Origin of the sequence: Streptomyces sp. NPDC090021 (assembly GCF_044748225.1) — a bacterium.
Taxonomy (GTDB): Bacteria; Actinomycetota; Actinomycetes; order Streptomycetales; family Streptomycetaceae; genus Streptomyces.
In genome coordinates this window covers 1-17,771 of record NZ_JBIVFO010000040.1, presented here as the reverse complement: position 1 = coordinate 17,771, position 17,771 = coordinate 1, and the positions used below count along the sequence as shown (strand labels likewise).

The window sequence follows — 17,771 nt, the reverse complement described above, 5'->3', positions numbered from 1 at the left end:
TCCGCCGAGTCGCGGGACGGGGGCTCCCCGGGCGCGGCGGCGGCGTCCGGCGGTGGGGGCGGCGCGGGCCGCCGCGGTACGTCCGGGCTTTCCGGCCCCGCCAGGGGGCACCTCCCGGCGGTGGCCGGAGGCGCGTGAGGCGCGGGGTCCGGGGCGGAGCCCCGAGCCTGCCCGTCCCCGGGCGCGGGCACTCCGGCGGCGGGTGAGAGGGGCGCGGCTCGCCGCGAGGCGTCACGCATGGGCCACCCCCGCCGCCAGCAGCACGGCGTCCCGCGGCTCGAAGTGCAGCGTGACCCGGTCCCCCAGCGCGGGCGTCTCCCGCAGTTCGGGGAGGTCCGCCTTCACCCGGTGGCCCTCGACATCGACGTACAGCCGGTGCGTCGAACCCCGCCACTGCACCTCGGCGATCGTCCCGCTCAGCGCGTTCGGTCCGGCGCCGAGGCCGAGCAGGTGCGGGCGTACGCACAGGGTGGCCGTGGAACCGGGCGCCGCCCGCCCCCGGTCGAGGGTCAGCGCACGGCCCTCGAAGAGCGCGCCGCCCTCGGCCACCGTGACCGGGAGCAGGTTCGCGTTGCCGACGAACGAGGCGGTGAACTCCGTGCGCGGGGCCCGGTACAGCTCCCGCGGTGTGCCGCAGTCCTGCAGCCGGGCCCGGTCCATGACGGCGATCCGGTCGGCCAGGGTGAGGGCCTCCACCTGGTCGTGGGTGACGTACAGGATGGACACGTCGGGCAGTTCGCGGTGCAACCGGGCCAGTTCGGCGAGCATTCCGGAACGCAGCTGCGCGTCGAGGGCGGAGAGGGGTTCGTCCAGCAGGAGGACGCCGGGGCGGATGGCGAGGGCCCGGGCGATGGCGACCCGCTGTTGCTGGCCGCCCGACAGCTCACGCGGGTAGCGCCGGGCGTAGGCCGCCATCCCCGTCATCTCCAGGGCCTCGGCGACCCGCCCGGGTATCCCGGCCCTCGGCGCCTTCTGCGCCCTGAGGCCGAAGGCGACGTTCTCCTCGACCCGCATGTGCGGGAAGAGCGCGTACTGCTGGACGACCATGCCGATGCCGCGTTTGTGCGGCGGGAGCGCGGTGACGTCCCGGCCGCCGATGAGCACGCGGCCGGCGGCGGGCCGTACGAAGCCGGCGACCGCGCGCAGGGCGGTGGTCTTGCCCGAACCGGACGGGCCGAGCAGCGCCATCACCTCGCCCGGCTCCACGGTCAGGTCGAGGCGGTCCAGGACGGTGTTGCCGTCGTAGGCGACGCAGACCCCGTCGAAGCGGATGCCGCTCACGCCGGCTCCGCGAGGAGGCGCGGGAGTTCGGCGACGGAGCCGAGGACGCGGGTCGCGCCGTGCCGGGTCAGCGTCGCGCGGTCGTGCGCTCCGGTGAGGACGCCCGCCACGGTGCCGGCGCCGGCGCGCCGCCCGCTGAGCATGTCGTAGGCGGTGTCGCCGACGACCACGACGTCGCGCACGTCGGCCACGGCGCCGGTGCGCAGGAACGCGGTCAGCACCATGTCCGGGTGGGGCCGGCCGCGGCCGCCCGCGTCGGCGGGGCAGAGGGTGAGGTCGGCGAGGTCCTGCCAGCCGAGGGCGCCGAGGATGGCGTCCTGGGTGACCCGGGCGAAACCGGTGGTCAGGACGACGGTCCGGCCGTCGGCGCGGAGTTCCTCGACGGCGGCACGGGCGCCGGGCACCTCGGTGACGAGGCCGTCGTCGACGAGTTCCCCGTACGCCTCCTCGAAGGCGGCATTGGCGCGCCGGGCGAGCTCCTCCGTACCGAAGAGGTGGCGGAAGACGGAGATCTTGGACTCGCCCATGGTGGCGAGGACATGGCGGAGCTTCTCGGCGTGGTCGGGGGTGCCGGGCCGGACGCCGAGGCGTTCGGCGGCCCGCTCGAAGGCGCGCTCGACGAGGCCGCCGTCGGCGACGGTGGTGCCGGCCATGTCGAGGACGACCAGGCGGCGGGGATCCGGGGTGCTGGTGGTGGCGGAGTTGTCGGTGGTGGCGGCGGAGTTGGCGGTGGTGGCGGTGTCGGTGTCGGTCATCGGTGTTACCAGCCCAGTTCGTTCGCGGTGGTCTCGGCTATGGCGGGCGAGCAGGTCATGCCGCGCCCGCCGGGTCCGGTCACCAGCCAGACGCCGTCGGCGACCTGCCGGCGGTGGACGACGCGGGTGGTGTCGGTGCACTGCGCGTACACGCCCGCCCAGCGGTTCCTGATCTTCGGCAGGGGGCGGCCCAGGAAGGACTCGACCACCTCGGTGAGGTGCTCGTAGGGCTCCTCGACGGTGTCGAAGGCGAAGGGGTGCTCGTACTCGTGGGTGTCACCGATGGTCAGCCCGCCGTCCCGGCGCTGGACCATCAGCAGCTGCATCCCGTGTGCGGCGGCGACCGCCGTCTGGGCCTGGCCGGCGTTCAGCTCGTCGAGGGCGGCGGACCGGTAGGCGGGGTAGTAGCGGAAGCTGTCGGCGTCCGCGACGGAGGTGGTGAGCTCCTCGCCGAGCGGGGTGGTCTGCATCATCTGCAGCCGGACCCTGCGCACGGGCAGGTCGGGGGCCAGTTCGCGGACCAGCCCCGACAGCCAGGCGCCGGTGGCGAGGACCACCGCGTCGCCGCGGTGGACGTCGCCGTGGTCGTCGCGGACGGCGCCGGGGCCGGTGACCTCGCGGACCTCGCGGCCGGGGAGGAAGGTGTAGCGGCCGCCTGCCCTGGCCTTCAGGGCCTCGCGTAGGTGCAGTTGGGCGGTGCGGGGCTCGACGGCCGCGTCCCGCTCGCACCACAGGGCGGCCTCGAACGCGCCGCGCAGGGCCGGGTTGATCCTGCGCGCCTCGTCGGCGCCGAGCAGCTCGTAGCCGCGGGCGGCGGCGTCCGGGCGGGCGAGGGCCGCCTCGGCGACGGCGTACTCACGGGCGGTACGGACGGGGGTGAGGGAGCCGTTGGCCCGGAAGCCCAGACCGGGTACCTCCGCGCCGATGCGCTCCCAGAGTTCGCGGGCGCGCAGGGCGGTGGCGAGCTCCTCCCCTCCGGCTCGGCCACTGATCCAGATCTGGCCGAAATTACGCAGTGAGGCGCCGCGCGCCTCGGCCTCACGCTCGATCTGGACGACCTCGTGGCCGCGTTCGACTGCTTGCCAGGCGTGCATGGTGCCGACCACGCCGCCTCCGACGACTATGACTCTCACGCCGCCAACGGTGGGTGCGGACCGTGACCCCGGAGGATCGGTCCGGCGACGCGCCGGTGAACAGCCCCCGACGCTTGGACTAGACCCGTTATCTTTTTGTGACTTCACTGCGCCCCTTTTCGGTCGGTACGGGTGGTGCGCTGCGGCTGCTGCGGACTATTCGGCCCGCAGGCGGGTCGTGAAGCTGAACCGGTCACCACGGTAGAGCGAACGCACCCGCTCCAGGGGCCGCCCGTCCTGGTCCCGCGAGAAGCGGTGGATGAGCAGCATGGGCAGGGCCGGCGGAGTGCCGATCAGCAGGGCTTCCCGAGGGGTCGCGAGCACGGTCTCCAGCTTCTCGTCGGCCTCGCCGAAGGAGATGCCGAGGCTGTCGCGCAGATATCCGTAGAAGGAGGAGTCCGGCTGGAAATCACTGCTCAGTCGGGGGGCGCGGGCCACCCGGATGTACGTGCTCTCCAGGCCGACGCGCTCGTCGTCCGCGAGCAGGACCCGCTCCAGGTGCCAGACGGGTTCGCCGGGCCCGGCCCCGATGCCCGGCGCGAGGTCGGGCGGGCAGGGGAACTCCTCCAGCCCGATCAGCTGCCGGCCGGGGCGGCGACCCTGGCGGCGCACGCCCTCGGTGTAGCTGGCGAGGGAGAGCGGCTGCTCCAGCTTGGGTCCGGCGACGACGGTCCCCCGGCCGGAGCGGCGCAGCCGGCCCTCCAGCAGCAGCTCTCGCAGGGCCTGCCGGACGGTCTCGCGGGACACCTCGTAGCACTCGGCCAGATCCCGCTCGGTGGGCAGGGTCCCGCCCTCGCCGAGCTCGTCGAGGAGCTCGGCGATCCGGGCCTTGACGGCGTAGTACTTGGGGATGCGGCCGTGCTCGGGGATACCGGACCGCACGGGCGAGCCGGGGCGGTGGGCCGGGAGGTTCTTGTCCACGACGGGACTCTATGCGGGACGGCCGCGGCGTCCGCACGGGACTCCGCACGGACGTGGCGGCGGACCGAGCGGCCGGTCCGGGCGGACGGTCCGGGCGGACGGTCCGGGCGGACGGACCGAGCGGACGGACCGGGCGGACCGGGCGGACGGTCCGGGCGGACGGTCCGGGCGGACGGTCCGGGCGGACGTCAGTACGCGCGGGTGCGGGCCCGGGCACGGAGCCGACGGGCCCCCAGCAGGAGGCCGCCGCCCGCGGCTAGGGCCGCTACGGACCCTGCGCCGTACGTCCACTCGCGGGGACCGGTGTGGGCGAGGGAGCCGCCCTCGACGGAGTCGTCGGGCTCCTCGACGGAGAACCGGTAGCCGCCCGCTTCCCCGACCCAGTCCCCGTCGCCGCTCTTGCGCTGCACGAGGGCGGCGTCGGCGACGACCTCGCCGGTGGGGGCGTCGGAGGCGAAGGCGAGGCCGACCTTGACGGTTCGGGTGCCGCCCGGACCCACGGTGAAGCCGGGGAAGGCGTCGCCGCCGTCGAAGACGGCGATGATCTCGTCGCGGTCACTGCGTTCGAGGCCGGCGGGCAGGACACCGTCCGGGGTTTCGAACTCCATCCGCAGGTGGGCGGGGCGCAGGGTGCGGGCCTTGTCGGTGAGGACCACGACGGGGTGGATGGCCTTGCACTCGGAAGCCGTGGTGTTGGTCAGGTCCAGGTACCAGGTCTGCAGCTCGCCGCCGGTGCGGTACACGGCCGGGCCCCCGCGGATGCGCGCCCCGATGGGGAAGGCGGAACTCTTGCCGTCGCCGCAGGTGGCCTTGACGCGGGACGGCATCGCGGGCGCGGGGCGGGCACCGCCGCCGGTGCCGATGTCCGCACCCGCGGTGGTCGCGGTGAGGGCGGCCAGGGCGGCGGAGAGGAAGGCGGTGAGGGCAAGGGCTTGGCGCAGTCGCATGGAAGACCTTCGCTGCTCGCCGGACAGGACGATGGTCGGACGAGGTGATCATCACCCCGGCCTGTCCGCACCTTGCCACGCCCGCGCGTTCCCTCTCCGCGCACCACGCCCGAGTCGTTCCGGTTTACGCCCGATTGCCCCACAGGTCAACCCCGTTCAGCTCGCCCCCGGCCCCCCGAGGCCCGCACCCGGGGCGAAGCCCCACTCTTCCAGCCCTACCGGCGCTTGAGGCCCGGGCAGAGCCTCACAGGCACGGGGCCCCCGGGGCAGCCAACCCCGCCGGCGTTTGAGGCGCGGGGGCTCGGGGGCAGCACCCGGCTCTTCCGACCCCACCGGCACTTGAGGCGCGAGGGCCGGGGGCAGCGCCCCATTCTTCCGCCCCCGCCACCCCTTCACACACGGGGCCCCAGGGGGCAGCGCCCCGCTCTCCCAGCCCCACCGGCACTTGAGGCACGGGGGGCCGAGGCGGCGCCTCGCTCTTCCGGCCTCACCGCCGCTTGAGGCACAGGATCCGGGGCGGAGCCCCACTCTTCCGGCCCCACCACCTCTTCAGGCACGATGCCCCGGGGGGGCAGCGCCCCCCTCTTCCAGCCCCGCCGGCGTTTGAGGCGCGGGGGCTCGGGGGCAGCGCCCCCGCAACGGCGCCGCACCCGGCAACGAACCCGCATCCGCCCGGCAGCCGCGCCCCGCGCCCCGCGCCCCGCGCCCCGCAAACCGTCACCCCTCACGCCCGAACAACGACGTCAGCGCCATCTCCGCCGCCCCCTCCGCCACACCCGCCCCCGCCAGGGCAACCACCGGCCGGGCCGGATCCAACGCGCGGGCCGCGAGAACGGCCCCGACACCGGCCACGAAGACGTCCGGCGCCGAAGCCACCACGCGCCCGCCGAGCAGCACCCGGTCCACGTCCAGCAGCGCGACCAGGTTGGCCGCGGCCTCACCCACGATCCGCGCCGCTCCGGGAAGATCACCGCGGGCCACCGCCTCCAGGCACAGCGCCTCCACACAGCCGCGCGCCCCGCACCGGCACGGCGGCCCGTCCAGCTGGATCACCTGGTGGCCGAACTCCCCCGCCGCCGAGCGCGCGCCCCGGTAGACCCCGCCGCCCAGCCACAACCCGGCCCCGAGGCCCGTCCCGACGTGCAAGTACACGCAGGTGTGGGACCCGCCACCGGCAAGACCGCCCCCGGCCACCGCACCCACATCCGCACCCACATCCGCGCCCGCGCCCGCACCCGCACCCGCAGCCACATCCGCATCGGAGCCCGCATCCGGCCAGGTGGCCCGGAGCCACGCCCCGGCGGCCGCGGCCGCGCCGGCGTTCGTGTCCTTGTCCAGCAGCACCGGAAGGCCCAGCCGCCCCTCCAGCACACCGCGCATCGGGAAGTCCTTCCAGCTCGGGAACCCGGTCACCCGCCCCATCACCCCGGCCCGGTGGTCCAGCGGCCCCGGCGCGGCCACACCCACACCCAGGAGCGGCGGCCCGTACGGATCACCGAGCCGGGAGACCGCCCGTACGACCGCCTCCACCGCCGCCTCCGGCCCGGCCCCGAAGTCGAGCGGGCCGCCGCTGTCGGCGACGACGCGGCAGGCCAGGTCCACCCGTACCGCTCTGAGCACGTCACGGTCCAGATACACGCCCAGCGCGTGCCGCGCCTCCGGCACCAGCCGGAGCAGGGTGGGCGGCTTGCCGCCGGTGGACGCCGCGCGGCCCGCCTCCGCGACCAGGCCGTCCGCGCCGAGCCGAGCCGTGATCTTGCTGACGGCCTGCGGGGTGAGCCCCGTACAGGCGGCGAGTTCCGCGCGGCCCAGGCCCGTCGGTCCGGCGCCGCGCAGCAGGTCCAGCACCAGTGCCTCGTTGTGGCCGCGCAGCGCAGGCAGGTTCACCCCGCCGCGCCGACCGTGCGCATCCCTGTGGCCGCTGTTCCTGCTACCCCTGTTCACGAGCCCATTGTCCACCCTCCTTGCACTTAGACAACACTGTTGCGAAAGTGGTTCCCATGAGCACCCCCGCCCCCACCGCACCACTCCGCGTCGGCGTCATCGGCTACGGACTCGCCGGTTCCGTCTTCCACGCCCCCCTCGTGGCCGCCACGGACGGACTCGTCCTCGACACGGTCGTCACCTCCGACCCGGCCCGGCAGGCCCAGGCCCGCGCCGAGTTCCCCGACGTCCACACCGTGCCCACCGCCGACAAGCTGTGGGAGCGCGACCTCGACCTCGTCGTGATCGCCTCGCCCAACAAGACGCACGTCCCGCTCGCCACCACCGCCCTCGAAGCCGGCATCCCGGCGGTCGTGGACAAGCCGCTCGCCGCCACCGCCGCCGAGGCCCGGGCGCTCGGCGCCCTGGCCGACCGGCGCGGGACCTTCCTCTCCGTCTTCCAGAACCGCCGCTGGGACAACGACTTCCTCACCCTGCGCCGCCTCCTCGCCGACGACGAACTCGGCGAGATCCAGCGCTTCGAGTCCCGCTTCGAGCGCTGGCGCCCGCAACTGAAGGGCGGCTGGCGCGAGTCGGGCGCCCCGGAGGAGATCGGCGGCCTGTTGTACGACCTGGGCAGTCACGTCGTCGACCAGGCCCTCGTACTGTTCGGCCCGGCGGTACGGGTCTACGCGGAGACCGACGCGCGCCGCCCGGGCGCCGAGACGGACGACGACACCTTCATCGCCCTCACGCACGCGAACGGGGTCCGCTCCCACCTCTACGTCAGCGCGACCACCGCCCAGCTCGGGCCGCGGTTCCGCGTGCTCGGCTCCCGGGCCGGCTACGTGAAGTACGGCCTGGACCCGCAGGAGGGCGCCCTGCGGGAGGGGCTCCGGCCGGACGGGCGGCTGCCCTGGGGCGAGGAGCCCCCGCACCTGTGGGGGCGGGTGGGGTCGGGCGAGTCCCCGCTGACCGGCGGCGGTGCCCCGGTGCCGACCGAGCAGGGCGACTACCCGGCGTACTACGCGGCGGTGGCGGCCGCCCTGCGCACGGGCGGACCGGCGCCGGTCACGGCGCTGGAGGCCGCGCACTGCCTCGACGTACTGGAGGCGGCCCGCATGTCGTCCCAGGAGGGTGTGGCCGTGGAGCTCCCCCTCACCGCGGAGCACGGAACCGTATGACGTCCCGGCGTCCGCAGGCACCCGCACGGGCGGACACGGACGCAGACACGGACGTGGACGTGGACGTGGGCGGGGAAGCACATCCGGCCGCGGACACGCACCTGAACGCACCTCCGCACGCGCACGCGCACGCGGACGCGGACGCGGACGCGGCAAAGGCGGTGCCGCCTCGACGACAGCCCCGCCCACGCCTTCCGTCCGCTCCCGACGGCGGCTACGCGCCCTTGAACTCCTGGCGCTGACGGCCCAGCCCCTCGATCTCCAGCTCCACGACGTCACCCGCCCGCAGGTACGGCTTCGGCTCCGGCCGGCCCATCGCCACGCCGGCCGGCGTACCGGTGACGATGACGTCGCCCGGGTACAGGGTCATGAACCGGCTCAGGTACCGGACGACCTCGCCGACCGGGAAGATCTGGTCAGAGGTGTTGCCGTCCTGCGCGAGCTCGCCGTTGACCCACAGTTTCACGTCCAGGACCTGCGGGTCCGGGATCTCGTCGGCGGTCACCAGCCACGGACCGAGCGGGGTGAAGGTCTCGCAGTTCTTGCCCTTGTCCCAGGTGCCGCCCCGCTCGATCTGGAACTCGCGCTCCGAGACGTCGTTGACCAGCACGTAGCCGCCGACGTGCGCCAGGCCCTGCTCCGCGGAGTCCAGGTAGCGGGCGGTGCTGCCGACGACGACGCCGAGCTCGGCCTCCCAGTCGGTTTTCACGCTGCCGCGCGGGATCAGGACCGTGTCGTCGGGGCCGGCCACCGTGTCCGCCGCCTTCAGGAAGAGGATCGGCTCGGCCGGCGGCTCCGCGCCGATCTCCGCCGCGTGCCCGAAGTAGTTCAGACCGATGCCCACGATCTTGCCGATGCGGCCGACGGGTGCGCCGATCCGCAGCCCTTCGGCGTCCAGGACCGGAAGCTCACCCGACTCCGCCGCGTCCCGTACCCGGGACAGCACGGAGTCGTCAGCGAGCAGGGCGCCGTCCACATCCGTGACCAGGCCGGACAGGTCCCGCAGGATCCCGTCCTGGTCGAGCAGCGCGGGGCGCTCCGACCCGACCGGTCCGACACGCAGCAGCTTCATGGGCATTCTCCCGTGGTCGTGGGTGGTCGGCCCATGGGCATGCCCCGGGCCGGACGATGGGTTGCGGCCATCGGAGGATTGGCTGATCCTCCAAGAAGTCCACCCAATCCGCAAGACCCTGTTCACAGACTGGAACGCGCCGCTCCGTCGGCCCCCCGTTCGGCACCGGGCGCTTCGGTGTGGGCCGCGGCCCGGGCCTTGCGGTGTTCGAGCCAGGCCCGCTCGGCGACCGTCCAGGCGGTGGTGGTGAGCAGGTAGAGCCCGGCGGCCAGCGGCACCACGGCCGCGGTGATCAGCGTCCCGAACGAGATCAGGGGCAGTACGCCGCCCAGCTTGCGCATGACCTCCTGCTGCTCGGCGCTCAGCTCGGGCAGCGCCGCGGCACCAGCACCGGCCCCGGCGCGGTGACCATCCACGACCCGGGCACGGAAGCCGGCACCGGCACCGGCACCGGCACCGACGGCAGCACCGGCACCGGCACCAGCCCGGGCACGGGAGCCGGCCCCACCCCCGGCCCCGGCCTTGCTCCCCCGCTTCGCCCTGCCGGAGCCGGGGGCGGGCTGCTTCGCGGCGTCGGCCGCGGCGGCTGTGGCGGCCGCGGCCGCCGACCGGCGCCCGCGCACGGCACTCCAGGCGGCCACCACCGCGATCGCCCCGAACAGCGCCAGGAACACCAGCCCCTGCGCCCCGAACGGACCGCCCTCCCCCAGCGCATCCACCCACCGGGACCCGAGCGGCGCGGCGAACAGCCGGTGACTCAGCAGCTCACCCCCCGAGGAGAACGCCTGGTACATGAGGAAGAACACCGGCAGTTGCAGCAGCAGGGGCAGGCAGCCGGCCAGCGGGGTCGCACCGCGGAAGGCGGCCCTGCTCAGCGGGTGCAGGGCGAGCCGTACGAGCACGGTGAACAGCACGATCGCGGCAGCGGTCGCGGACTCGGCCAGCACCGGCTCAAGAAGCCGGCCCAACTCGACAACAAGATGGGTGAAAACGGACACGTGGGCCCTCCGAAGGGTCTCGTCGAACGTCGAAAGAGGTGCATTTCGGCGTGACGACCCACGAGGGGCGACAACAGTGATCAGTCAGCAGATGGCGAGGAGAACTGCGCGCCCCTACGCGGCCGTCGGAAGGGGACGGCCGGGCGCCCTGGGCCGCGACCGGCCCGAGGCATCGGGATCACGCTGCGGCAGGAACGCCGTACGCTGCTCACGATCACGGATCGCGGTGCGTATTCGGTGCGGGGGCACCGGCCGTACGAACCGCGCGGCGGCGGCCAGGGCCTCGGCACCCACGGAGACGGCGGCGACGGTCGCCGCGAGGGCGACCACCACGGCGCCCAGCCCGCTCTCCCCGGCGAACAGGCCGAGGGCTCCCCCGAGCAGCACGAGCGGGAGCAGCACGGAGAGCGCCCGGGCGATCCGGGCGAGCGGGACGTCGTGGCGTCGTGACCGGTCCACGCGAACCTCCCCCTCTCCCCGCACTGTTCGAACTGTTCTCGATCGATGGTAACCGGGGCCACCGACAAGGGGAGATAGGGAGGCCGGAAAGCCGGGAAGCCGGGAGGCCGGGAAGCCGGGAGGCCGGGAAGCCGGGAGGCCGGGAGGCCGGGAGGCCGGGAGGCCGGTGCAAGGGGGTCAGTGCCGGAGGGTCCCCCAGACCACCAGCCGGTACTTCGAGCTGTACTCGGGTGTGCACGTGGTCAGCGTGATGTACGCACCGGGCTCGGCGTAGCCGTACTCCGGCTTCACCACGCTCCGCGGCACCGGGGCGATCACCCCGGTGTCCCGTTCGGTCGTCTCGCTCAGGACCTTCCCCACCACGTACGTGTACCTGCGCCCCCGCATGTCCACGATCAGCTCGTCGCCCGCCCGCAGCCGGTTGACGTACCGGAAGGGCTCGCCGTGGGTGTTGCGGTGACCGGCCAGCGCGAAGTTCCCCCGCTCCCCGGGCCCGGCGGTCCCGGGGTACTGCCCCACGTACCCCTTGTCGAGGACGGTCCGTTTGTCGATGCCCTGCGCGACGGGGACGACGAGGCCGAGACGCGGGATGCGCAGCACGGCGTACGCCCGGTCCCGCTCCCGCGCCCCCGCCGGCCCGGCAGGCGGGGACGGCGGGGAAGGGGGAACCGCAGCAGGACCCCCTGAAGGCGACTCGGCAGACGACACGGCAGACGACTCGGAAGGCAGGTCGGAGGGCGGGGCGGAAGAAGGAGAGGGCGGAGGCACAGGAGCGTCCCCCCAGGCCCGTTCCAGAGCCCGGACCTGCTCCTGCGCCGCGGCGGCGGCCTGCCGGTTGGTCCACCACACCTGGTGCACCACCAGCAACAACACCACCACGCCCACGGTGACGGTCAGCTCGGCGGCGGCCCACAGGACCCCCACGAGGCCGGCCCGGCGCGCCCGCCGGCCCCTCCCCTGAACCACCACAGGTATGTGATCCCGCACGGGCGGCACCCTAAGACCTCCCCCGTCAACTGACCAGCGGCAGTACGGTGTGAACCATGCGCCCCGACACGCCTGCCGAGCACATCGCCGAAGCCGAGCGCCTCATCCGCACGGCGACCCGCTACCCCGAGGACCAGGAGCCCTTGCTCCTCCAGGCCGCGGCCCACCTCGAACTGGCCGACGAACGGGACCGGGCGAGCACCCTGTACGACCAGCTCCTCTCCTCCTCACCGTCCGACCCCCACCTGATCAAGGCCCTCCAGGCGGCGAACCTCTGGGAGTACGGCCACGAGGCCGAGGCCCGCGCCCTCATCGCGGGCATCCGCGCCGCCTCCCCCAAGGACCCGGCCCCGTGGGAGGTCATCGCGGAAGCCCTGGAGGCCCACGACGAGTTGGAGGCGTCCGAGGACTGCTTCACCCAGGCCGCGACGCTCCTGATCGCGGACTCGACCCCGCTCACCCCGGCCACGACGGCCCTCCTGACGGGCCGCCACCGGGTGCGCCGCCTCCTCGGCCGGCCGCACGACGACTGGGACATGGTCGCCGACACCCGCCACATCGGCCCGATCCCGCTCGACGAGCTCCACGACCCGAAGCGCATCTGGGCCCTGGGCTCCGACGACCCGGCCGAGCTGCGCGCCGAGATCGCCCGCCTGCGCGCCGAGCTGGGCGACCGCCGCGCCGCCCTGTCCCGCCCGTTCCCGGTGGCGATCCTGCACTGGCCGCAGCGCGAACTGTCCGAGCTCCTGACCAGCTACCCGACGCTCGCCTCGGAGTACGCCTCGCACGAGGCCCACCTCCGCGACATCGAGACCTCCCTGCGCGCCCTGGCCGCCTCGGGCACCACCAACCTCGGGATCGTGACGGCGAGCGTCCCCTCGTACGAGGCCTTCGCCGCCTCCGAAAGGACCTCGCCGGCCTCCCCCTCCCTCCTGGCGGAATACGCCACGACCCTGGCAGCCCGCGGCAAAGCCACCCCCTGGCCCCCCACCCCCACCTCCCCCTGCTGGTGCACCTCGGGCAAGCCGTACGCGGAGTGCCACGGGGGCTAGGACGGGGGCGGGACGCCCCTGAGGAACGACCTACGGGAGACGGTTCGCCCAGCGTTCGCGGTGCTTGCGTGCAAACTCGATGCCGATGTTGTGCCCCTTGACCTGCGCGAGCACCGCGCGGAACTGACCGGTGACCCCATTGATGACGTGGAGGTCGTCCGTCAGCTGCAGCGCACCCCGGTCGAACAGGGCGTGGCAGTTGGGGCACAGGCACAGCACGTTTTCGAGCCGGTCGGTACCGTGGTGCGGCTTGCCGACGGCCTGTATGTAAGCCGCTTCGCTGTATGCCTCGCCCGCAGGCGAGACGATCAGTCGCTCGCGACAGATCTGGCAGGTGTTGTCGTACAGCTTCTTCACTGCGACGGCCACCCGGGAATCGCGCACCAGACTGTCTTGCGAGATGTAGCGGCGGGCCTGCTCCTCGAAAGTCGTCTCCGCGCTGGCCAACGGGTCCACCGGCTGACGCGGCGGCGGCACCTGCCCCGGCACAATCTTCAGGAGCTTGAACTGGCAGATGCGAAAGCCTTCCTGCCCCACCGTCATCCAGTGATCAACGACCCTGAACAGGCCGCGATAGGCGTACCCCTTGGTCGCCCGCCTACGCTTGCCTTTGGTGATCCCCAGCCCCTCGATCACCCGCACCGGGTGCCCCAGTGCCTGTGAAATGACCAGCGCCGCATTGCCGCTGTCGCCGAGGGACTGGTCGGCATTCATCTGCCCCGAATCCCGGTCCCGTCCGCCTTCGCCGGTGTAAACGATCAGGTCGCCTTCATCGCGGTCATCCACATATCCGCCGGAGAGCACGATTGAGTCAGCGCCGGTCTTTTCCGTGCCCGAAATGCCGCGACCTCGGAAGCGGTGCACGTCACGGGCATAAAGCTCATCGTGGCTCGGGAACCAGTCCCCCTCGCTCACACCATCCGGAGTACCAAACGAAACGGATTTTGAACGCGCAGTCATCCGCGCATCATGCCAAGGATCTCCGTAGACCGAGCGAGGTTTGCGGGCGGTCTAGCGGTCGGCCACGGCGTAGGTGGTGGCGGCCATGGCGGCGGCTGCCGTGAAGACCGCGGGCCAGGCACCGACCTTCTTCGCCAGGGGGTGCGAGCCCGCGAAGGCGGCGACGTAGGCCGCGCCCAGCAGGGCTGTCGTGGTCGGCGAGGTGCGGCGGTGCCACTCGCGGGCCGCGAGGGTGCCGGCCGCCGCGAGGACCACGCCACCGAGCGGCCGCTTGCCGGTCCATCGGGCGGCGGCGTAGCCGCCGACCAGGCCGCCTGCGGCTACGAGCGAAGTGGGGAACTGCGCCATCGTGAGGGCCTCCAGCCGTTCGAACGTCTCCGCACGAGGCTAACGCGCCCGCCGCGCAAACCTGCGCGCGGCCACCACCGCCAGCACGACCGCGGCGCCGCCCAGGACGTTGTCGGGGAGCGCGTCCTGGAGGGCCCGCGGCAGTACGGCCATGACCCCCAGGACCACGAAGAACGCCACCGCGCAGGCGGCCAGACCCATCAGGGCTCGGCTCAAGAGGTTGTTGCGCACGCTGGGCTCAACGCCGGGCCGGGCGGTCCGATACGGGTGGTCTGCAACACCGTACGGAAGTCGGATTTGTCGCACACCCTCCGGATCTGTGGACCTGCCCGTCCCGGCGCCACGCAGGCGTAGATTCAGCCTTCGACAGGGGCGATACGGCCCAAGCCACCCAAGCCGGCCCAAGGAGCTGCACACGTGATCTGCTACGGACCGGCCGTGCTCGACCTCATGGACGAACTGGCCGACGCCTACAGCGAGGTCTTCTCGGCCCCGCCGTGGAACGAGGATGAAGAAACCATTCGCCAGTTCGCTGTCCGACTGCAGACCGACAGCCGGCGCAGCGGCTTCCGTACCGCCTTCGCGCAGTCGCCCCTCGGCGTCGACGGATTCGCCACCGCCTGGCTGACGCCCCGTGCCTTCCCCACGGACCGGTCCTACGGACGGGTCGCCGCACAGCTCGGCCGGCAGCGCGTACGGGAGCTCCTCGTCGGAGCCCTGGAGATCGACGAGCTCGCCGTACGCCCGCACGCGCGCGGGCACGGCACCGGACGCGCCCTGCTGGCGGAGATCACCGCAGACGCCCCGGACGGGCGGGCCTGGCTGCTGACCGCCCGCGTGGCCACCGACACCGTGGCCACCTACCACCGGCTCGGCTGGCACGAGGTGAAGCCCCTGGCCGGCACCGAGAACGGGGTCGTCGTCTTCCTCGCCCCGAACCACCCCTCGGCCTGAGCGTCGACCGCCCACCACCGGGCATACCGGGGGCATGATCACACGTACCGCCCGGCGCCAGCTGAACATGGCCACCCACCACCAGCTCCGGCAGGCCGGTGTCCCGGCCGCCACCATCAGCGGCCGCAGCCGCCGCGGAGGACCCTGGCAGCGGCTCCTCCCGAGGGTCTACCTCCTGCAGACCGGCCCACCCGACGCCCGGCAGCAAGCCCTGTGCGCCGTCCTGTACGCCGCCCCACCCACCGCGGACCCGCTCTCCGGAACCACCGCCGCCCTCACCGGCGGAGCGGCCCTCGCCCTCCTCGGCATCCGCGACGCGCCAACCGAACCCCTGGACGTCCTCGTCCGCGCCCCACGGTCGGTAGCCACCACCGGCCGCGTCCGGCCCGCCTCGACCACCCGCTGGCCCGCCACCCTCACCATCGCCGGGGTCCCCAGCACCCGCCCGGTCCGGGCCGCCACCGACTTCGCGGCCCGCACGGACGACCCGGACCTCGTGCGCTCCGTCCTCGCGAACGTCGTCCAGGGCGGCTGGTGCCACCCCCACGACCTGCACGCCGAACTGCGCGCCGCCCGGATCCGGCACCGCCCCGCCGTCCGGGCGGCCGCAGCCGAACTCGTCGCCGGCGTACGGTCGATCGCCGAGGGCCACGCACGCGACACGCTGTCCGCCACCGACCTGCCCGCCCCGCTCTGGAACGCCCGGCTCCACGAACCCGACGGAGCCTTCCTCGCCAGCCCCGACGCGTACTGGCCCGAGGAGGGCGGGGCGCTGGAGATCGACTCCGCGGAGTACCACTACACCCGCGACTCCTGGCAGGCCACGCTGCGCAGGAGACTGCGCATGGAGGCCCGGGGCGTCCTGGTGGCCAGTACGACGCCCGGGATCCTGCGCGAGCAGCCCGCGGACCTGATCGCCGCCCTGCGCGCACTCCTCGCCGTGGGCGCCGCCCGCCCCGCCGCGCCGCAGGTCACGGCCCGCGGACACGCCCAACCGGAGCTGCCGCTCCCCGGACCCTACGCGCCGAAGGCGCGGGAGACCGTGTAGATCAGCAGGCCGGCCAGGGCGCCGACCACCGTGCCGTTGATGCGGATGAACTGCAGGTCACGGCCGATGTGGGCCTCGATCTTCCGGGAGGTGTGCTCGGCGTCCCAGGCAGCCACCGTGTCGGTGATCAGCGAGGTGATCTCCTTCCGGTAGGTGGTGACCACATAGACGACCGCCCCCTCAATCCAGCCCTCCACCTTCGCCTGGAGGCGGCCGTCGGTGGCCAGGCGCGCCCCCAGGGACATCAGCGACGAGCGGACCCGCAGGCGCAGCTCGCTCTGCTCATCCTCCGCCGCCGAGATGATCATCGAGCGGATTGCGGACCACGTCGAGGCGATGACGTCCTGGACCTCGTCACGGGCCAGGATCTCGGACTTGAGGCGTTCCACCTTCGCGCGCGTCGCCGTGTCCGACTGGAGGTCGGCCGCGAAGTCCCGCAGGAAGCGGTCCACCGCCGCGCGCGCCGGATGCTCGGGCATGTCCCGCATCTCCGTGACGAAACGGAGCAGCTCCTTGTAGACGCGCTCGCCCACCTTGCGGTCCACGAACCGCGGGGTCCAGCCGGGGGCACCCCCCTGGACCGCGTCCGTGATCGAGTCCCCGTGGGTGATCAGCCAGTCGTGGGCCTTGGCGCAGACGAGGTCGACGGCACGGCGGTGGCCTCCGTCGGCGACGATCTTCTGCAGCGCCTTGCCGATGCCCGGCGCGATCTCGGCGGTCTCGGCGCGCCGGGTGATGGCCTCGCCGACGACGGCCTGGACGTCGGAGTCGCGCAGGACGGTCAGCGCTCCGCGCAGGGCCGTGGCCAGCTCGGCCGTGACGCGGTCGGCGTGCGCGGGCTCGGCCAGCCAGGCGCCCAGGCGGCCGCCGATGCCGAGGGCGTGCAGGCGGGCCCGGACCACGTCGGAGGAGAGGAAGTTCTCGCCGACGAACTCGCCGAGAGTGACGCCGAGCTGGTCCTTCTTCGTCGGGATGATCGCGGTGTGCGGGATGGGCAGGCCGAGGGGCCGCTTGAAAAGGGCGGTGACGGCGAACCAGTCCGCGAGCGCGCCGACCATGCCGGCCTCCGCGGCGGCGGCGACGTAGCCGGCCCAGCCGCCGGCGCCCCAGGCGTGCTGGGCGTACTTGGCCAGTACGTAGACCACCGCGACGAGGAGCAGCAGGCCGGTCGCGGTGGCCTTCATCCTGCGGACGCCGCGGCGGCGCTCCTCGTCGGCGGCGTTGAACACGAACGCTCCGCGGGGCGGGGGCGGGGGCGGCGCCGGGGCGGCGACGCCGCCGCCGCTGGCTGTGCCGCCGGCTCTGGTGCGGTCGTCCACGTGGTCCTGCCTTCCCCCGGGGCGCCGGGCGCCGGTTTTGTCTGCATAGCATCCGACTCCCGGGAGGGCGTCGGAGTTCCCGCCACGCCCTTCCGCTCCCGCGGGGGCAGCAGTCCGGGGTGTCCCCGCAGAGCCGTGCCCCCTGCGGGGTTGCTCGGCGGGCTCCGGGCTGGCTTCGAGGGGTCCGGATCGTCCTGTCGGGCGGGATCCGGGGCTTGCTTCGCGGGGTCGGGAGCGTGTCGCGGGCCCCGGGTTGCGGGCGCGGTGAGGCGGGGTCGGGGGGCCGGGCCCCTGCGGGGTTGCTCGGCGGAATCCGGGCTGGCTTCGCGGGGTCGGGAGCGTGTCGCGGGTCCCGGGTTGCGGGCGCGGTGCGGGTGGGTCGGGGGGCCGGGCAGGGGTGTCTCCTCGGCTCGGCGCGTGCTCTTTGTCC

18 protein-coding genes are annotated in these 17,771 nt (G+C 73.8%); 4 read left to right on the top strand and 14 right to left on the bottom strand.

Annotated features, from left to right (window positions below):
- Positions 1-231: 231 nt before the first annotated feature.
- The 6 genes from ACIPXC_RS27445 to ACIPXC_RS27420 all read right to left on the bottom strand — a co-directional run bounded on the left by ACIPXC_RS27445 (position 232) and on the right by ACIPXC_RS27420 (position 6,981).
- Positions 232-1,281, bottom strand: a complete 1,050-nt coding sequence (locus ACIPXC_RS27445; RefSeq protein ID WP_401623517.1) for an ABC transporter ATP-binding protein — start codon at positions 1,279-1,281, stop codon at positions 232-234.
- Complete coding sequence (locus ACIPXC_RS27440) at positions 1,278-2,036, bottom strand: phosphonatase-like hydrolase (protein ID WP_401623515.1); 759 nt, start codon at positions 2,034-2,036, stop codon at positions 1,278-1,280. Before ACIPXC_RS27440 ends, ACIPXC_RS27445 begins: the two co-directional genes overlap by 4 nt.
- Before the next feature lie 5 nt (positions 2,037-2,041).
- Positions 2,042-3,169 (bottom strand): TIGR03364 family FAD-dependent oxidoreductase, encoded by a 1,128-nt coding sequence (locus ACIPXC_RS27435; RefSeq protein ID WP_401623513.1) that lies wholly within the window; start codon positions 3,167-3,169, stop codon positions 2,042-2,044.
- Positions 3,170-3,325: 156 nt separating this feature from the next.
- A complete protein-coding gene (locus tag ACIPXC_RS27430; protein WP_401623511.1) occupies positions 3,326-4,090 on the bottom strand; it encodes a GntR family transcriptional regulator in 765 nt (254 codons plus the stop codon).
- A 188-nt stretch (positions 4,091-4,278) separates the two neighbouring features.
- Positions 4,279-5,037: a hypothetical protein gene (locus ACIPXC_RS27425; protein WP_401623509.1), complete on the bottom strand. Its 759-nt coding sequence runs from the start codon at positions 5,035-5,037 to the stop codon at positions 4,279-4,281.
- A 717-nt stretch (positions 5,038-5,754) separates the two neighbouring features.
- Positions 5,755-6,981, bottom strand: a complete 1,227-nt coding sequence (locus tag ACIPXC_RS27420; protein ID WP_401623507.1) for an ROK family protein — start codon at positions 6,979-6,981, stop codon at positions 5,755-5,757.
- A gap of 56 nt (positions 6,982-7,037) precedes the next feature.
- Here ACIPXC_RS27420 and ACIPXC_RS27415 point away from each other — a divergent pair, with 56 nt between their 5' ends.
- Positions 7,038-8,144, top strand: a complete 1,107-nt coding sequence (locus tag ACIPXC_RS27415) for a Gfo/Idh/MocA family oxidoreductase (protein ID WP_401623505.1) — start codon at positions 7,038-7,040, stop codon at positions 8,142-8,144.
- 214 nt (positions 8,145-8,358) lie between these two features.
- On the opposite strand, the gene ACIPXC_RS27410 is transcribed toward ACIPXC_RS27415, so the two are convergent.
- The 4 genes from ACIPXC_RS27410 to ACIPXC_RS27395 all read right to left on the bottom strand — a co-directional run bounded on the left by ACIPXC_RS27410 (position 8,359) and on the right by ACIPXC_RS27395 (position 11,642).
- Positions 8,359-9,216 (bottom strand): fumarylacetoacetate hydrolase family protein, encoded by an 858-nt coding sequence (locus tag ACIPXC_RS27410; protein WP_401623503.1) that lies wholly within the window; start codon positions 9,214-9,216, stop codon positions 8,359-8,361.
- Positions 9,217-9,338: 122 nt separating this feature from the next.
- A complete protein-coding gene (locus ACIPXC_RS27405) occupies positions 9,339-10,214 on the bottom strand; it encodes a hypothetical protein (protein ID WP_401623501.1) in 876 nt (291 codons plus the stop codon).
- A 114-nt stretch (positions 10,215-10,328) separates the two neighbouring features.
- Positions 10,329-10,598 (bottom strand): DUF6412 domain-containing protein, encoded by a 270-nt coding sequence (locus ACIPXC_RS27400; RefSeq protein ID WP_401623593.1) that lies wholly within the window; start codon positions 10,596-10,598, stop codon positions 10,329-10,331.
- 252 nt (positions 10,599-10,850) lie between these two features.
- Positions 10,851-11,642 carry a class E sortase gene (locus ACIPXC_RS27395; protein WP_401623591.1) on the bottom strand — a complete coding sequence of 264 codons (792 nt, stop codon included), beginning with the start codon at positions 11,640-11,642 and terminating at the stop codon, positions 10,851-10,853.
- A 74-nt stretch (positions 11,643-11,716) separates the two neighbouring features.
- On the opposite strand from ACIPXC_RS27395, the gene ACIPXC_RS27390 reads away from it, so the two are divergent.
- A complete protein-coding gene (locus ACIPXC_RS27390; protein WP_401623499.1) occupies positions 11,717-12,712 on the top strand; it encodes an SEC-C metal-binding domain-containing protein in 996 nt (331 codons plus the stop codon).
- A 30-nt stretch (positions 12,713-12,742) separates the two neighbouring features.
- Here the strand turns inward: ACIPXC_RS27390 and ACIPXC_RS27385 are convergent, their stop codons facing one another.
- The 3 genes from ACIPXC_RS27385 to ACIPXC_RS27375 are packed head-to-tail and all read right to left on the bottom strand — an operon-like array spanning position 12,743 to position 14,251.
- Positions 12,743-13,672 carry a YDG/SRA domain-containing protein gene (locus tag ACIPXC_RS27385; RefSeq protein WP_401623497.1) on the bottom strand — a complete coding sequence of 310 codons (930 nt, stop codon included), beginning with the start codon at positions 13,670-13,672 and terminating at the stop codon, positions 12,743-12,745.
- Between the two features lie 51 nt (positions 13,673-13,723).
- Positions 13,724-14,020 carry a hypothetical protein gene (locus tag ACIPXC_RS27380; RefSeq protein WP_401623495.1) on the bottom strand — a complete coding sequence of 99 codons (297 nt, stop codon included), beginning with the start codon at positions 14,018-14,020 and terminating at the stop codon, positions 13,724-13,726.
- 39 nt (positions 14,021-14,059) lie between these two features.
- The gene (locus tag ACIPXC_RS27375; RefSeq protein ID WP_401623493.1) at positions 14,060-14,251 is read right to left on the bottom strand and encodes a hypothetical protein; all 192 of its coding nucleotides are present in this window, start codon (positions 14,249-14,251) and stop codon (positions 14,060-14,062) included.
- A 186-nt stretch (positions 14,252-14,437) separates the two neighbouring features.
- Here ACIPXC_RS27375 and ACIPXC_RS27370 point away from each other — a divergent pair, with 186 nt between their 5' ends.
- Positions 14,438-14,974: a GNAT family N-acetyltransferase gene (locus ACIPXC_RS27370; protein WP_401623492.1), complete on the top strand. Its 537-nt coding sequence runs from the start codon at positions 14,438-14,440 to the stop codon at positions 14,972-14,974.
- Positions 14,975-15,008: 34 nt separating this feature from the next.
- Complete coding sequence (locus ACIPXC_RS27365) at positions 15,009-16,022, top strand: hypothetical protein (protein ID WP_401623490.1); 1,014 nt, start codon at positions 15,009-15,011, stop codon at positions 16,020-16,022.
- On the opposite strand, the gene ACIPXC_RS27360 is transcribed toward ACIPXC_RS27365, so the two are convergent.
- Positions 15,992-17,341: a DUF445 domain-containing protein gene (locus ACIPXC_RS27360; RefSeq protein WP_401623488.1), complete on the bottom strand. Its 1,350-nt coding sequence runs from the start codon at positions 17,339-17,341 to the stop codon at positions 15,992-15,994. The genes ACIPXC_RS27365 and ACIPXC_RS27360 overlap by 31 nt on opposite strands.
- Between the last annotated feature and the right edge of the window lie 430 nt (positions 17,342-17,771).

Excerpts from the sequence above, each read along its gene's own strand:
- ACIPXC_RS27440 (WP_401623515.1), bottom strand. The coding sequence starts at position 2,036 with ATGACCGACACCGACACCGCCACCACCGCCAACTCCGCCGCCACCACC.
- ACIPXC_RS27425 (WP_401623509.1), bottom strand. The coding sequence starts at position 5,037 with ATGCGACTGCGCCAAGCCCTTGCCCTCACCGCCTTCCTCTCCGCCGCC.
- ACIPXC_RS27415 (WP_401623505.1), top strand. The coding sequence starts at position 7,038 with ATGAGCACCCCCGCCCCCACCGCACCACTCCGCGTCGGCGTCATCGGC.
- ACIPXC_RS27410 (WP_401623503.1), bottom strand. The coding sequence starts at position 9,216 with ATGAAGCTGCTGCGTGTCGGACCGGTCGGGTCGGAGCGCCCCGCGCTG.
- ACIPXC_RS27390 (WP_401623499.1), top strand. The coding sequence starts at position 11,717 with ATGCGCCCCGACACGCCTGCCGAGCACATCGCCGAAGCCGAGCGCCTC.
- ACIPXC_RS27385 (WP_401623497.1), bottom strand. The coding sequence starts at position 13,672 with ATGACTGCGCGTTCAAAATCCGTTTCGTTTGGTACTCCGGATGGTGTG.
- ACIPXC_RS27380 (WP_401623495.1), bottom strand. The coding sequence starts at position 14,020 with ATGGCGCAGTTCCCCACTTCGCTCGTAGCCGCAGGCGGCCTGGTCGGC.
- ACIPXC_RS27365 (WP_401623490.1), top strand. The coding sequence starts at position 15,009 with ATGATCACACGTACCGCCCGGCGCCAGCTGAACATGGCCACCCACCAC.